Raw genomic sequence first — 14,278 nt, forward strand, 5'->3', positions numbered from 1 at the left:
TTCAGCAAACATATTCGGCACTATGCTAGTGAATTCGCGTACAATACTCAATCATCATTTGACCTGTTGTTCAACTCTTTCAAAGGTGTGTCGTGTCTGAGCACAAACTTCCTACAGTTCAGCCTGCGGGTTTTTGGCAAGGTGCTAAAGATAGTCAAGCCATTATCTTTACCTATCTTCCTGTTTCTTTTGCATTTGGGGTTTCTGCGACTCAATTTGGTTTCACTGCGTGGGAAGCCTTATTTTTATCTTGCTCTATGTATGCCGGTGCCAGTCAGTTTCTCGTCGTTGCTTTACTGGGAAGTGGAACATCCATTTGGATGACTGCACTCACTGTGATTGCTCTCGATATACGCCATTTGCTCTACGGTCCTGCTTTACAAAACCTGATTCAAGACCGACTCAATTTAAAGAAAACGGCAGTTTGGGCTTGGGGTTTAACCGACGAAGTTTTCGCATCAGGCATGATCAAACTGTCGCAACGTCGTCAAGAATGGTCAGAATCTTGGATGTTAGGACTCAGCTTATTTAGTTGGCTGTCTTGGGCAACAGGCTCATTTTTAGGCGGTTTATTTGCCGATCAAGTCAGCAACCTTCCACAATTTTTACAAGCCGCACTCGACTTCCTACTTCCTGCATTGTTTTTAAGCTTTTTACTCGCAGCATTTGAGAAAAAACATACATTTGTGGTCACGGTTACAATTATTGTTTCTGCGATTGCCTGCTACTTTATCGACTTGTCTGCCGCGATTTTTATCGGTATTTCTTCTGGTATTTTTGCCGGTTTATTCAAACATTATGTCTTAAAAAAACCTGATCCTGAACATATGGGTGAAGCATCATGAATCTAGAAATTATCTTGGTTGGGATCTTGGTCGGGATTGCGAATTTTGCATCACGGTTTGGGCCATTTTTTGTAATTCAGAAATTTCAGCAAGGTTCACAGCAGCGTGGTTCTTTATGGCTCAAAATCGCTTTGGGCTCGATTGGCATTGCCGCAATTAGTTCAATGTTGGTGGTTGCAACCTTACCACCTTTGCTTGAGACACCAAATAAAAGCTTTGCCATGTTGGTTGGTTTTGCTGTGCTTGCAGGCTTGTATTTCAAGTTTAAAAAAATTGTCCCTGCTACACTGACTGCGGCACTGACTTACGGCTTAGTCTATACCTATATACCTTTTCACCTCTAAAGCTAAGTCAGCGACAATCCAAATCTCCCTCAAGCACAAGCTTCTTCAGCCTGTGCCTTTTAATTAGCAATATTTATGAGATAGTCAACACATAACACAAAAAATCTAGCGAAAACCAATAGATGGCAAAGTACCATTTTATTCAAGGCAAAATTTATATTCATTCTATACAACCATCTAAATTGAGTTGGCGACTGCAAAAGCCCATCGAAAGTATAAATTTTCAATACTTCATTCAAAGCCAGCTATTCAGTGGTAATTTCTGCGCTGTACATTGCCAACCTGCAGATCCGATACGCGCCATTTATATAGAGAAAAATCAGCAACAAAAGATTGTGGGCTTATATAACTGCACACAGCAGATTCTGCACTTACATCCACGTCGCCTGATGTTTCCACATATATCGATGCCTCGTCTGTTCAGCAATGTTCTGCAGCTGTCGGGTTTTTTATTGATTTTTCTATTGTGTATTTTCAGCATTGGCGCATGGCTCAATTCATCATTTCACCTTCTATCGGTAGCTGCAGACGCGCTCTATTTCACTGCCATTTTAGTTGGCTTAATATTGATTTTATGTATTTGCGCCGCACCACTGCTCGGATTACTGTACTGGCCCAACTTCCGTCAAACATCTGTGCAGCTCCGTGCGCTTCAATGTGCTAATTTGGATATTGAGCCATTCCCTGCATCTGTAAAAAATGCAGGCATATTTAAAGTGAATTTAAATAAAAACAACTAAATACCACTTTTTAAAGGTTTTCACAGATAAATAATTACACGAACGCTTACCCATAAAGATATAAAAAAAATTGTTGGACAATATCATTTATTTATGTGAACACTCGCTTATCTCTCGAACAAGTTCTGCTATGCTTAAATTCCCATAAAATCAAGCATGGATGATTTACATGAGCGTCACTATTGGTACTCCACTTCAGTCTTCAGCGTATAAAGTCTTACTGTTAGGTTCTGGTGAACTCGGTAAAGAAGTTGTGATTTCATTGCAACGTTTGGGTGTAGAAGTTCATGCTGCCGATCGTTATGACCATGCTCCTGCCATGCAAGTTGCACATTTTTCTCATACTTTAAATATGGCAGATCCTGAGGCACTTAAAGCCTTAATTTCTCAAGTTAAGCCTCATTTGATTGTCCCTGAAATTGAAGCTATTGCGACTCAAGTTTTGGTCGAGATTGAAGAACAAAATATTGCAACAGTAATTCCATCAGCAAAAGCTGTAAACCTGACGATGAACCGTGAAGGGATTCGCCGTCTAGCTGCCGAAGAGCTTGGACTACCGACTTCAGCCTACCGATTTGCCAACACACTTGAAGCGTTTCGTGCTGCATGCGATGACATTGGCTATCCAAACTTTGTTAAGCCTGTCATGTCGTCTTCGGGTAAAGGACAGTCACGTGTAAAAAGTTTTGATGAAGTCGATGCCGCATGGGAATATGCACAAACAGGTGGACGTGTAAATCAAGGTACTGTGATCGTGGAATCACAAATTGACTTTGACTTTGAAATCACCCTGCTGACTGTTCGTGCTAAAAATGCAGAAACAGGTGAAATTGAAACATCATTTTGCGACCCGATTGGCCACCGCCAAGATGCTGGCGACTATGTAGAAAGTTGGCAGCCACAACTCATGACTGCTCTTGCATTAGAAGAAGCCAAACGTATTGCCAATAAAGTAACCATTGCATTAGGTGGATGTGGCATTTTTGGGGTGGAACTGTTTGTCAAAGGCGATAAAGTATGGTTTAGTGAGGTATCACCTCGTCCACACGATACAGGCCTTGTCACTCTTGCATCGCAATTCCAAAGCGAATTCGAACTGCATGCACGTGCCATTCTTGGTCTGCCTGTGAATACTGCTCGACACAGTACTGCTGCAAGCGCAGTCATCTATGCAGGCGTGGATGATACCAATTTATCATTTACTGGCTTAAATCTTGCTTTGGCTAATCCGGACACCGATTTACGCCTCTTTGGTAAACCAGAAGGCTTTAAACGTCGCCGTATGGGCGTAGCAACAGCACGCGCTGAAACCACAGATCACGCGCGTGAACTTGCTCAACATGCTGCACAACAAGTCAGTGTTCAACAAAACTAAGTTTGTAACACCTTAACGGACCACTGTTCATGATCAATACGCTTCCTCTGCTGAATTACATTAAAAGTAACCACGACATTCAGGCGATTAACCAATGGCGCTCAGATGTTGAAAATCAGCTACAGGAATGCTTTGAAAATGGACAGTCGATTCGTGATGTAATCTTGGCTCGATCAAACCTGATCGATGAAGCTTTAAAGTTCTTATGGACACATGCTGAACTCGACCAAACCGATCTCGGTTTATTTGCTGTCGGTGGCTATGGTCGCCGTGAAATGCTGCCTTACTCCGACGTCGATATCATGATTTTGTCTGAAGATGAAATCAGCCCAGAACAAGAAAAACTCATCTCGAGCTTTATTTCAACACTTTGGGATGTTGGTAATTTCAAGCCGGGCATCAGTGTGCGTACCATTAATGATTGTGTTGCTCAAGCCACCAATGATTTAACCGTGGCAACAGCGCTGATCGAAGCACGTTTGATTGTGGGCAATGAACACCTAGCCAAATGGCCACGCCGTATCGTGTCACAGACATGGACGGATAAAACCTTCTATGATGCCAAAATGCAAGAGCAAGCCAAACGCTATGCTCAACATAACAATACCGAAAGCAACTTAGAACCCGATATTAAAAATGCGCCCGGCGGTATCCGTGATATCAACCAAATCGGATGGATTGCTAAGCGTCATTTCCGTGTCAATCGCATCTATGACCTTGTACATTTGGGTTTTATTTCAGAGTTTGAACTGGGCGTTCTTGAAGAAACAGAAAGCTTTCTTTGGGAAATTCGTCATCATTTGCATCGCTTAACCAAGCGCGACGAAAACCGATTATTGTTTGATTATCAACGTGACATTGCCGCTAAATTTGGCTATCAACGTGAAGAAGGTAAATCACCGAATTATCCAATCGAACAGTTCATGAAACGTTACTACCGTAGCGCTCAGCAAGTGACGACGTTAAATGAAATGCTCTTGGCATATTTTAATGAATCTGTCATCACGCCGCGCTTGCCTGACTATGAACGTAAAATTGAAGAAATCAATGCCAATTTCAAATTAGTCGATGGCAAATTGGCGGTGCAGCATCATAAAATTTTCTCTGAAAATCCAAGTGCTATTTTAGAAATTTTCTACCTCTTGGCGAATCGTCCAGAAATTGAAGGCATTCGTGCCCGAACTTTACGTTTATTGTCACTTGCGGCAAAACGTATTGATCAAAACTTCCGTGACAATCCTGCACATCAAGCCTTATTTATGGCAATCATTCGCTCACCCTACCGTTTATATGACACCATGGTGGCGATGAAACGGTATGGTGTGCTCGGCAACTATATTCCTGCCTTTGGGCAAATCATGGGACTCATGCAATACGACTTGTTCCATATTTACACTGTCGATGCCCATACCCTATTACTACTACGTAATTTAAACCGTTTTAAAGAGCCTGAATTTGCTAAGGACTTCCCTGTCGTTAGCTCCGTATTCCAACGACTGGCGCGCCGTGACATTGTTTATTTAGCGGCAATTTTCCATGATATCGCCAAGGGTCGCGGCGGTGACCACAGTGAACTTGGTGCAGCAGATGCAATTGAATTCTGCCGTACCCATGGGTTTACTGAACGTGAATGCAACCTTGTCGCATGGTTGATTCAAAACCATCTATTGATGTCCGTTACTTCTCAGAAAAAAGACATTTCCGATCCAGATGTGGTGAAAGAATTTGCTGAGAAAATGGGCGATATGGAACATCTCGACTATCTTTACACATTGACAGTTGCTGATATCAATGCAACCAATCCGACACTTTGGAATACATGGCGTGCATCCCTCATGCGCCAACTGTATACACAAGCGCGTGATGTGATTCGTTCTGGTTTGGGTCGTCCTGTAGACTATCCAATGCTGATTGAAGATACCAAATTTGCGGCCAGTGAACTATTAGTCAACGATTTTTCGCTCTACGATGTAGAAACTGTTTGGCAAGAACTCGGTGATGAATATTTCCTAAAAGAATCTGCCGATGAAATCGCATGGCATACGCGCGCCATTTTAAAACATGGCAATAATGCAGAACCTTTGGTGATGATGCGAGCACATCGTAAATTTGCACAAGATGCAGTACAGATCTTTATTTACACTCAAGATCAACCTAACTTGTTTGCAACCACAGTGGCTATTTTGGACAGAATGAATCTAGATGTTCAGGATGCTCGAATTATCACTGCATCCACTGCATTTAGTTTGGACACTTATGTTGTACTTGACCGTTTTGGCACTTTATTAACAGATCCTGAACGTGAGCAAACTGTTATTGAAGCACTCAAACAAGCCTTGAGCCAATCTGACAAGTATCCAGGCCTGATGCAACGTCGCATTCCACGTCAACTGCGTCATTTTGATATTGAAAATACCGTGAGTATTTCTTTTAATGAACCGCTTCAACAAAATATGGTTGAAATTGCGACACTTGACCATCCGGGCTTACTTGCTAAAGTCGGTGGTTTATTTATGATGCAAGGCCTAGATATTCACTCTGCGAAAATTGCGACGCTCGGTGAACGTGCTGAAGATATTTTCTATGTCACTAAAAAAGATGGCTCACCTATGAGTGATTCAGAAGCGGAAACGTTTGCTGCACAGTTAAAGTCAGCACTCGATGAAGCTTCGAATCAGGTTTGTAGTCATCATTAACTTAAATTGATCGGTATCCATTCCATGAACTCCAGTTTGTCATTATTGCACCCTTATCCATTTGAAAAGCTAAATAAGCTATTTCAGGATGTGAAACCCGCAGATTTGCCTTTGATTCCCCTATCGATTGGTGAGCCAAAGCATCCTGCACCGGAGTTTGTGAAACAGGCCATTATTGATAATTTTCAGCACTTATCCACTTACCCAAACAGTAAAGGTTTACCTGAGCTCCGCACAAGTATTGCAAATTGGTTAACCCGTCGCTTTAAACTCAATAACATCAGTGCAGAGACCAACGTACTGCCGGTGTCAGGTACGCGTGAAGCGATCTTCTCGTTTGTGCAAGCTTTGATTAAACGTGAAGATGCCCCTTATGTGGTGATGCCAAATCCGTTCTACCAAATCTATGAAGGCGCAACTTTACTTGCGGGTGCAGAACCTTACTTCATCAACTGTACAGAAGAAAATAACTACCTTGGCGACTTTGACGCTGTGCCAGCTGAAGTTTGGGAAAAAACCGCTTTACTGTTTGTCTGCACACCGGGTAATCCTACAGGTGCGGTACTTTCTAAAGAACAGTTTAAAAAACTGATTGCTCTGTCTGACCAATATAATTTTGTGATTGCGTCGGATGAATGCTACTCAGAGCTTTGGTTTGATGAAGCACCTATTGGTCTGCTTGAAGTCTGTGCTGAAATGGGCCGTGATGACTATAAAAACTGCGTGGTATTCCACTCACTGTCTAAACGTTCTAACCTACCGGGTATGCGCTCTGGCTTTGTGGCAGGTGATGCTGCGCTTTTAAAACCTTATTTACAATACCGTACTTATCATGGCGCTGCGATGCCTGTTCAACACCAGTTGGCTTCAATTGCAGCTTGGGATGACGAAGCACACGTCGAAGAAAACCGCGTACAGTACCGTGCAAAATTCGAATTATTCCAACGCGAATTGGGTCACTTACTGCCATTACAAAAACCTGATGCAGGGTTCTACTATTGGTTAAAAGTGGATAATGATGAAACTTTTGCCAAAATGCTGATGGAAAAAGCACACGTTAAAGTGCTTCCAGGCCGTTATTTATCACGTGATACAGCACAAGGGAATCCGGGTGAAAACCATGTCCGTTTAGCCCTCGTTGCCGATATTGCCCAATGTGAAGAAGTGATTCGTCGCTTAAAAGCAGTACTTTAATTGATTTAAAGCGTTCTGCTTAAAACAAAAAATGCCCCAGATTTGGGGCATTTTTATTTAAGTCATTTCTAAACATTCGTTCAGAGCTAATCATCTAGCAATAATTACTTATAAACAATCATTGAGAAATCATTGAAAACCATTAGAAATCAAATGTAGCACTCAATTTAAATGTTCGAGGTTCTCTCACTGTTAAACGCTGTATAAAAAATAAGTATAGTCATAACGAATTGTTGTAAAGCGTATAGATAAACAGACACTGAAAGGTTTTAGTTAGTTGCAAAATAATATCTTTCATTATCAATTAGATGCACCAGTAATAACAGATCATTTATGGAACTTAAAATTTGCCTTCTGCTATAAGCTTATTGAGGTGGATGAAGAGTAAATTCATGTTCAACGGTATAACTGAGATTTTTATCAACCATCGGAATAGGTTCAAGTCGCGCAACTAATAAGGATTTTTGTACTTTTTGATCAAAGTTTTTAGAGCCTGAACCTGCAATGAGTTTTGAGCTACCAATATAGCCTGTTGCAGCAATCACAGTGAGCTGTAGTTTGACAGGTTGCTTATATGTTTTCATCTCAGACGCAGACAGCACATATTGCGGTGCATTTACCCAAGAGACTTCATACATTTTCGGTTTTACATGTGGATCAATTACATCTGCAACACGCGTAGGTTGGTATTCTTCTATAGGTGTTTTTAACAATTGCAATAATGCGTTGACCCGAGCATCTGTAGTACGGTCTAGATTGCTTGCAACAACAGACATTTTTGTAGGTTCAGATGCACTTGGAGTGCTATCTGCCCAAGCTAACCCCACAAATACGAGTAAAAAAAACGTTAAAACACAAATTCGACGTTTAACCATCTGCTTAAACAATGTTATGACCTTCAAATAAAGACACTTCAGTATAAAACATCCAAAAAATAAAGACGCTTCCGCGCCTTTATATCAACCTCAGTTCGGCCAATGATTCACTTCATTTTGACTGAGCCAAAGCTTTTTCAATATCTTCATTCAATGTTTCAGGCTTGGTCGTGGGTGCATAGCGGTTTAAGACCTGACCATTTTTTCCAATTAAAAACTTCGTAAAATTCCACTTAATGCCATTTCCCAATACGCCTTTCGAGTTATTGGTTAAATAACGGAAAATCACATGCGCTTCAGGGCCTTTTACATTCACTTTGGCAAACATCGGAAAAGATACGCCATAGTTTTTTTGACAAAATGCGCCAATTTGATCATTTGAACCCGGATCTTGTCCGCCAAATTGGTTGCATGGAAAACCTAAAACCTCAAAACCTTGATCTTTATATTGTTCGTAAATTTTCTCCAAACCAGCAAATTGAGGAGTAAACCCACATTTACTAGCGGTATTTACAATTAATAAAACCTTGCCTTCATAATCTGCAAAGGATTTATTACTTCCGTCCAGTAATTCTGCTTCAAACTGGTGAATGGTGGTCATGGATAAGTTTCCTCATCATTTTTTTCTTTTGTTTCTAATTCTAAGGATGCCGAATTAATACAATAACGTAATCCAGTCGGCTGTGGGCCATCAGTAAAAACATGCCCTAAATGTGCGTCACAATGATGACAAACAATTTCTGTTCTGACCATACCGTGTGTCGTATCTACATTTTCTTCTACTGCAGCAGGTTCAATCGGCTTATAAAAGCTTGGCCAACCACAACCGCTATCATATTTTGTTTCAGAAGAAAAAAGCGGCTCCCCGCAACATCGACATACATACGTGCCAGCTTGTTTCGTATTCCAATATTTTCCAGTGAAAGCTTGCTCCGTGCCTTTCTGACGCGTTATGCGAAACTCTTCTGGCGACAATTCTCTTTGCCATTCTCTTTCTGTTTTATTGAGTTTTCCCATGATGACGTCCCTTTATATCGTGGTATTTAAAATAGGATAATCCTATATTTACGTCATTCAATCTTAAATTTCTAGTCTTTATTCAACAATTTACAAAATCTATATAATGACCCAAAAAGCAAAAAGTAAGCAAATATAAAATCGTGGTGAGCAAAATACAAAATTAAATGCTTTTTTGTGAGCACCTTTAGTGATAATCTTAGCGCTACTCTTGCTCAGGATTAAAAAATGTCGCAGAAAAAGAGCGTAATTTTTAAAAATCTGCTGCCCGTGATCAAACAATATCAACAGGCAGGGTTTACGCATGAAAAAATAGTTGCTTTACTCAGAGACGAACATCATCTCGATTTAGTAACGACCGAGACATTTAAAAGCTATTTATACCGTTATGCAAAAGTGACCTCCACTCTTTCCGAGAATATAAAAATGCCGAATACCTTTAACACCCCACGCGAAATTAAGAAATCGTCTAAGCTCGAGCATGTTTGCTACGACATTCGCGGACCTGTGTTACGAGCGGCCAATGAGATGGAAGAGGCTGGCCATAAAATTATTAAATTAAATATTGGTAACCCTGCTCCTTTTGGTTTTGAAGCACCTCAAGAAATTATTAACGACGTGGCACTCAACCTGCCTAATGCAATTGGTTATACCGACTCAAAAGGCATCTTCCCTGCGCGTAAAGCGATTTGTCAGTATTATCAACAAAAAGGCATCTTAAACATGCACGTGAATGACGTGTATGTCGGTAATGGCGTATCTGAACTGATTGTGATGGCAATGCAAGGCTTGCTCGACGATGGCGATGAAATGCTGGTGCCTATGCCAGATTATCCGCTTTGGACAGCGGCAGTTAACCTTTCTGGCGGTACTGCTATTCACTATAAATGTGATGAAGAAAATTTCTGGTATCCAGATATTGCCGACATGGAAAGTAAAATCACTCCGAATACTCGCGGTATCGTGGTGATTAACCCGAACAACCCAACAGGTGCAGTTTACCCACGTCATGTGCTCGAGCAAATTGTGGCTCTTGCGAAGAAATACGACTTAATTTTGTTTGCTGACGAAATTTACGACAAAATCGTTTACGACGGTATTGAACATGTCTCTGTTGCGTCATTGTCAGGCGATCAGCTGTGTATTTCTTTCAATGGCTTATCTAAAGCATATCGAATTGCCGGTTACCGTTCGGGCTGGATGGCAATTACAGGCGATAAATCACGTGCGCTAGACTACATTGAAGGTTTAGACATGCTGGCGTCGATGCGTCTCTGTGCCAACCACCAAGCGCAATATGCGATTCAAACAGCTTTAGGCGGTTATCAATCGATTAATGATCTCATCCGTCCGGGCGGTCGTTTATATGAACAACGCAACATTGCTTGGGAAATGTTGAATGATATTCCGGGTGTATCTTGTGTGAAACCAGAGGGTGCTATGTACTGCTTCCCTAAATTGGATCCTGAAATTTACCCAATCCAAGACGATGAGAAATTCATGTTAGATTTCCTCCGTGCTGAAAAAGTGCTTTTGGTTCAAGGTACAGGTTTTAACTGGCCGACACCTGATCATTTCCGTGTGGTGTTCTTGCCTGCTGAAAATGAACTACGTGAAGCACTCACTCGTTTAGGTCGTTTCTTAGCGAAAATGCGTTAATTCATAAGTGCTTTAAAAATAAAAAACCGTACGCCATGTACGGTTTTTTATTACTGTATCTTTAAATTTGATTTCTTACTGTACGCACACCACAGCTATCTTTTTGAATAGTTAAGTTTTTAAGAATTAATTTTTAGCTTAGACCTTAGTCAAAACTTTAAGATCTGTTGATTTTTCTATAGCCTATTCATGTTATTTTTTAACCAATCATAAAAATACATGAGTACAGGATGTTCTCTAACAAAATTAAACTGAGCCTATTTCTCTGTCTAAGCATGTGCCTAGGCATCGGGATATTACGTTTTTCCTATACCGCACTCCTCCCTTCAACCCGTGAAGCATTTGGTTGGAGCCCAAGTTTTGCTAGCATCTTAGGCAGTGCCAATTTGCTCGGCTACTTGATCGGTGCATTTTGGGCCATGAAATTACCCCAAAATAAAAGCATGGTGAATTATATCCAACTCGCAGCTATTGCAGGGACACTCAGTTTACTCAGTTGTGCATTTTCAGGTTTTTCAGAACTTTGGTATAGCACTTGGCGCGTTATTTCAGGGATCAGCGGCAGCTTACTAATGATCCTCTCCCCAAGTGTCGTGGCCCAATGTTCACAGCTTCAAGACCGCTTTAAAATCAACTTTATTGGTTTCAGTGGGATTGGCTTAGGGGTGTTAATGGCAACGCTATTTTTGCCTTACATCCAAGATATTTCGACAATGTGGGCTTGGTTGATTTTGTTTTCTTTTTCAAGCCTGATTTGTATGTTACTCAGCGTGCTTTTGAAGAGTTTTAAATTACAGCTCACAACACTCACCGCGATTCCTGCAGTAGAACATAAAGTCGATGGAATTTTCTATTGTCTCTTAATTGTGTATAGCACCAGTGCATTTGCTTACGTGCCCCATTCATTATTTTGGATTGACTATTTAACTCACACCCTACACCTGAGCCCGATCGGGATCAATTTCAATTGGATTTTATATGGTCTAGGAAGTGCTTTAGGAGCCTTTGCTGCTTACTGCTTGGCACAAAAACTGGGAAATATTAGTGCTCTTAAAATATTATATAGCAGCTATGTCTTGGCGATTTTTATAGCAATTATTAATATCCATCCACTTTTTACTTTTTTATCTTCTTTTGCTACAGGCCTGCTCAATCCAGCAGTGGTTTTTCTCACCTCTTATACCATTCTGCAAATCTATGGTAGCGCCTATAAAAAGCTCTGGAGTATTGCAACCCTGTGCTTTGCATCTATTCAATTAATCGGTGGTATAAGCTTTAGTTTTTTACAGCGAATTGGTATTGATTATTCACAGCAATTTATTTTAGCCGCATGCGTACTCGGCATTGGAACAATGCAACTCTTTTGGTTCACTCGCACAGCAAAATTAAGTAAGCATCTCGTCTAGGTAGATCACAAGACATTCAACTACATCACCAATCATGTATATAAAGAAAAGACCTATTTAAATAGGTCTTTTCTTTTTGATAAATCGTGAATGGACTAAGCTTTTTTCAGCTTTTTCTTTAACTTTTTCAAAGCAGAATTAGGCTTTGAAATTTTGTTCAACCTCGCTTTAATTTCCTTTTTAAGTGATTTGGTTTTCTTAGACAAATTCATCTCCTTCTCGTCTACGTATAAAACTTAAATTTCGATCAATTAACAACCATTCGGCCAAATGAACTTTGATTCACAAAGTATTCCCCTATTAACGATGTTGTTGACGCTGATTTCGTTGATGCGGCTGTTGTTTCTGTTTCTTTTGGTCTTGTTGCTGTTGCTGTTGCTGTTGCTGATCATTTTGCTGCTGTTGGTGATCAGATTGTTGGTTTTGTTGATGCTGTTTACGAGACATTTCATTTCTCCTTTTCATCACAAATATCGCAATGTACTGCTGCTAGGTGTACTTCTACTAAAGGACAACAACCAATGTACCGCTAATTTTTAAGGATCCAACCCGATAAATGTTTCGAATTACGTCATTGTAATATCTCAGGCGAATAATTATTTTGAAATCAATCTCCCTCTATTTTCTGCATTACCTAAGTTCACTCGAATAGTGTGGTTTTAAACTTTTAGTAACATGACAAGCATGCCAGACCATCTGATTGATTGCGTGAAGTCACCTTTTGATTGCTGTATTTTGAATTGTATTGAGAAGCTATGATTCTGTGTTTTTAATGTTTAGTCCTAAAAAAGGACTAAATCATTCAGTCCTTTTTTCACCTATCATTTTTTACACTTAGATTGGCAAATAAACTCAGTCCATATGCTCAATGATGGCTTGTCCAAACTCCGAACAACGTAATAGTTTTGCACCTTGCATGAGTCGTTCAAAATCATAGGTCACCGTTTTGGCTTCAATGGCACCTGCGATCCCTTTAATAATTAGATCTGCCGCTTCAGTCCAGCCCATATTTCGCAGCATCATTTCTGCAGACAGAATAATAGACCCAGGGTTTACTTTGTCTTGACCCGCATATTTAGGTGCAGTGCCATGTGTCGCTTCATAAACTTGTACCGCGCCACCAATATTGGCACCCGGTGCAATACCAATACCGCCAACTTCAGCCGCCAAAGCATCTGAAATATAGTCACCGTTTAAATTTAGGGTAGCAATGACTGAATAATCGGTCGGACGCATGAGAATCTGCTGTAAAAAAGCGTCCGCGATCGCATCTTTAATCACGATTTCTTTGCCCGTTTTTGGATTTTTTATTTTGACCCAAGGACCACCATCTAGCAATTCACCACCAAAGCGCTCAAGTGCGACTTCATAACCCCACTCTTTAAACGCCCCTTCGGTATATTTCATGATATTACCTTTGTGCACCAAAGTGACATTCGGCTTATCATTATCAATGGCGAATTTAATAGCTTTACGTACCAAACGCTGAGAACCTTCTTTAGATACAGGCTTAATACCGATACCACAATTTTCTTCAAAGCGAATCTTAGTGACGCCCATTTCCTCTTTGAGAAATTTGATCATTTTCTTGGCTTCAGGCGAATCTGCTTTCCATTCGATCCCTGCATAAATATCTTCTGAGTTCTCTCGGAAGATCACCATGTCTGTACGCTCAGGATGCTGAACAGGTGAAGGAACTCCCTTAAACCAACGAACAGGACGCACACAGACGTAGAGATCTAATTCTTGACGTAGTGCAACATTTAGCGAACGAATGCCACCACCGACAGGCGTCGTTAACGGCCCTTTAATTGAAACCACAAATTCGCGTAAAGCCTCAAAGGTTTCTTCGGGCATATAGGTGCCATAAATTTTATTGGCTTTTTCACCACAATAAACTTCCATCCATTCTATGGCACGTTTTCCACCATAAGCTTTTTGTACTGCAGCATTCACTACGGTTTTCATCACTGGCGTGATATCAACACCTATACCATCGCCTTCAATAAACGGAATAATTGGATTATTGGGAACATTGAATGATAAGTCTGAATTTACTGTAATTTTTGTCCCATCCACTGGAACGACGATCTTCTGATAACCCATTTTTATGATCCTCCCTGAGAA

Annotated in this window: 13 protein-coding genes; 8 read left to right on the forward strand and 5 right to left on the reverse strand. The window is 40.7% G+C overall.

Features of this window, described 5'->3' with window-relative positions; translation table 11 throughout:
- Positions 1-92: 92 nt before the first annotated feature.
- From FTT92_RS04950 to dapC, 6 genes are all read left to right on the forward strand, one after another.
- Positions 93-845, forward strand: a complete 753-nt coding sequence (locus tag FTT92_RS04950) for an AzlC family ABC transporter permease (protein WP_078194362.1) — start codon at positions 93-95, stop codon at positions 843-845.
- On the forward strand, positions 842-1,189 hold the full coding sequence (ygaH, locus tag FTT92_RS04955; protein ID WP_078189050.1) for an L-valine transporter subunit YgaH: 348 nt from the start codon (positions 842-844) through the stop codon (positions 1,187-1,189). The genes FTT92_RS04950 and ygaH overlap by 4 nt, the downstream gene beginning before the upstream one ends.
- 122 nt (positions 1,190-1,311) lie before the next feature.
- Positions 1,312-1,929 carry a hypothetical protein gene (locus FTT92_RS04960; RefSeq protein ID WP_180171571.1) on the forward strand — a complete coding sequence of 206 codons (618 nt, stop codon included), beginning with the start codon at positions 1,312-1,314 and terminating at the stop codon, positions 1,927-1,929.
- 160 nt (positions 1,930-2,089) lie between these two features.
- Positions 2,090-3,304 carry a formate-dependent phosphoribosylglycinamide formyltransferase gene (gene purT / locus FTT92_RS04965; protein WP_171263820.1) on the forward strand — a complete coding sequence of 405 codons (1,215 nt, stop codon included), beginning with the start codon at positions 2,090-2,092 and terminating at the stop codon, positions 3,302-3,304.
- A 29-nt stretch (positions 3,305-3,333) separates the two neighbouring features.
- Positions 3,334-6,000: a [protein-PII] uridylyltransferase gene (glnD, locus tag FTT92_RS04970; RefSeq protein ID WP_180103205.1), complete on the forward strand. Its 2,667-nt coding sequence runs from the start codon at positions 3,334-3,336 to the stop codon at positions 5,998-6,000.
- A 24-nt stretch (positions 6,001-6,024) separates the two neighbouring features.
- Entirely contained in the window at positions 6,025-7,194 is a 1,170-nt protein-coding gene (dapC, locus tag FTT92_RS04975) for a succinyldiaminopimelate transaminase (RefSeq protein WP_180171572.1), read from the forward strand.
- A gap of 365 nt (positions 7,195-7,559) precedes the next feature.
- Here dapC and FTT92_RS04980 read toward each other — a convergent pair whose 3' ends face one another.
- From FTT92_RS04980 to msrB, 3 genes are all read right to left on the reverse strand, one after another.
- A complete protein-coding gene (locus tag FTT92_RS04980; protein ID WP_180171573.1) occupies positions 7,560-8,069 on the reverse strand; it encodes an energy transducer TonB in 510 nt (169 codons plus the stop codon).
- A gap of 112 nt (positions 8,070-8,181) precedes the next feature.
- Positions 8,182-8,670 (reverse strand): glutathione peroxidase, encoded by a 489-nt coding sequence (locus tag FTT92_RS04985; RefSeq protein WP_078194370.1) that lies wholly within the window; start codon positions 8,668-8,670, stop codon positions 8,182-8,184.
- Positions 8,667-9,086, reverse strand: a complete 420-nt coding sequence (msrB, locus tag FTT92_RS04990) for a peptide-methionine (R)-S-oxide reductase MsrB (RefSeq protein ID WP_078194371.1) — start codon at positions 9,084-9,086, stop codon at positions 8,667-8,669. The genes FTT92_RS04985 and msrB overlap by 4 nt, the downstream gene beginning before the upstream one ends.
- Positions 9,087-9,314: 228 nt before the next feature.
- On the opposite strand from msrB, the gene FTT92_RS04995 reads away from it, so the two are divergent.
- Complete coding sequence (locus tag FTT92_RS04995; RefSeq protein WP_180119700.1) at positions 9,315-10,745, forward strand: pyridoxal phosphate-dependent aminotransferase; 1,431 nt, start codon at positions 9,315-9,317, stop codon at positions 10,743-10,745.
- A 230-nt stretch (positions 10,746-10,975) separates the two neighbouring features.
- Entirely contained in the window at positions 10,976-12,151 is a 1,176-nt protein-coding gene (locus FTT92_RS05000; RefSeq protein WP_180171574.1) for a YbfB/YjiJ family MFS transporter, read from the forward strand.
- Positions 12,152-12,451: 300 nt separating this feature from the next.
- On the opposite strand, the gene FTT92_RS05005 is transcribed toward FTT92_RS05000, so the two are convergent.
- A complete protein-coding gene (locus FTT92_RS05005; protein WP_180171575.1) occupies positions 12,452-12,598 on the reverse strand; it encodes a hypothetical protein in 147 nt (48 codons plus the stop codon).
- 405 nt (positions 12,599-13,003) lie between these two features.
- Positions 13,004-14,257: an NADP-dependent isocitrate dehydrogenase gene (gene icd / locus FTT92_RS05010; protein WP_180171576.1), complete on the reverse strand. Its 1,254-nt coding sequence runs from the start codon at positions 14,255-14,257 to the stop codon at positions 13,004-13,006.
- Between the last annotated feature and the right edge of the window lie 21 nt (positions 14,258-14,278).

It is taken from the genome of Acinetobacter sp. YH12023, from assembly GCF_013420135.1.
Classification (GTDB): Bacteria; Pseudomonadota; Gammaproteobacteria; order Pseudomonadales; family Moraxellaceae; genus Acinetobacter; species Acinetobacter amyesii.

What these genes read in the sequence shown, in the direction of transcription:
- ygaH (WP_078189050.1), top strand. Translation starts at nt 842, where the DNA reads ATGAATCTAGAAATTATCTTGGTTGGGATCTTGGTCGGGATTGCGAAT.
- FTT92_RS04960 (WP_180171571.1), top strand. Translation starts at nt 1,312, where the DNA reads ATGGCAAAGTACCATTTTATTCAAGGCAAAATTTATATTCATTCTATA.
- purT (WP_171263820.1), top strand. Translation starts at nt 2,090, where the DNA reads ATGATTTACATGAGCGTCACTATTGGTACTCCACTTCAGTCTTCAGCG.
- glnD (WP_180103205.1), top strand. Translation starts at nt 3,334, where the DNA reads ATGATCAATACGCTTCCTCTGCTGAATTACATTAAAAGTAACCACGAC.
- dapC (WP_180171572.1), top strand. Translation starts at nt 6,025, where the DNA reads ATGAACTCCAGTTTGTCATTATTGCACCCTTATCCATTTGAAAAGCTA.
- FTT92_RS04980 (WP_180171573.1), bottom strand. Translation starts at nt 8,069, where the DNA reads ATGGTTAAACGTCGAATTTGTGTTTTAACGTTTTTTTTACTCGTATTT.
- FTT92_RS04985 (WP_078194370.1), bottom strand. Translation starts at nt 8,670, where the DNA reads ATGACCACCATTCACCAGTTTGAAGCAGAATTACTGGACGGAAGTAAT.
- msrB (WP_078194371.1), bottom strand. Translation starts at nt 9,086, where the DNA reads ATGGGAAAACTCAATAAAACAGAAAGAGAATGGCAAAGAGAATTGTCG.
- FTT92_RS04995 (WP_180119700.1), top strand. Translation starts at nt 9,315, where the DNA reads ATGTCGCAGAAAAAGAGCGTAATTTTTAAAAATCTGCTGCCCGTGATC.
- FTT92_RS05000 (WP_180171574.1), top strand. Translation starts at nt 10,976, where the DNA reads ATGTTCTCTAACAAAATTAAACTGAGCCTATTTCTCTGTCTAAGCATG.
- FTT92_RS05005 (WP_180171575.1), bottom strand. Translation starts at nt 12,598, where the DNA reads ATGTCTCGTAAACAGCATCAACAAAACCAACAATCTGATCACCAACAG.
- icd (WP_180171576.1), bottom strand. Translation starts at nt 14,257, where the DNA reads ATGGGTTATCAGAAGATCGTCGTTCCAGTGGATGGGACAAAAATTACA.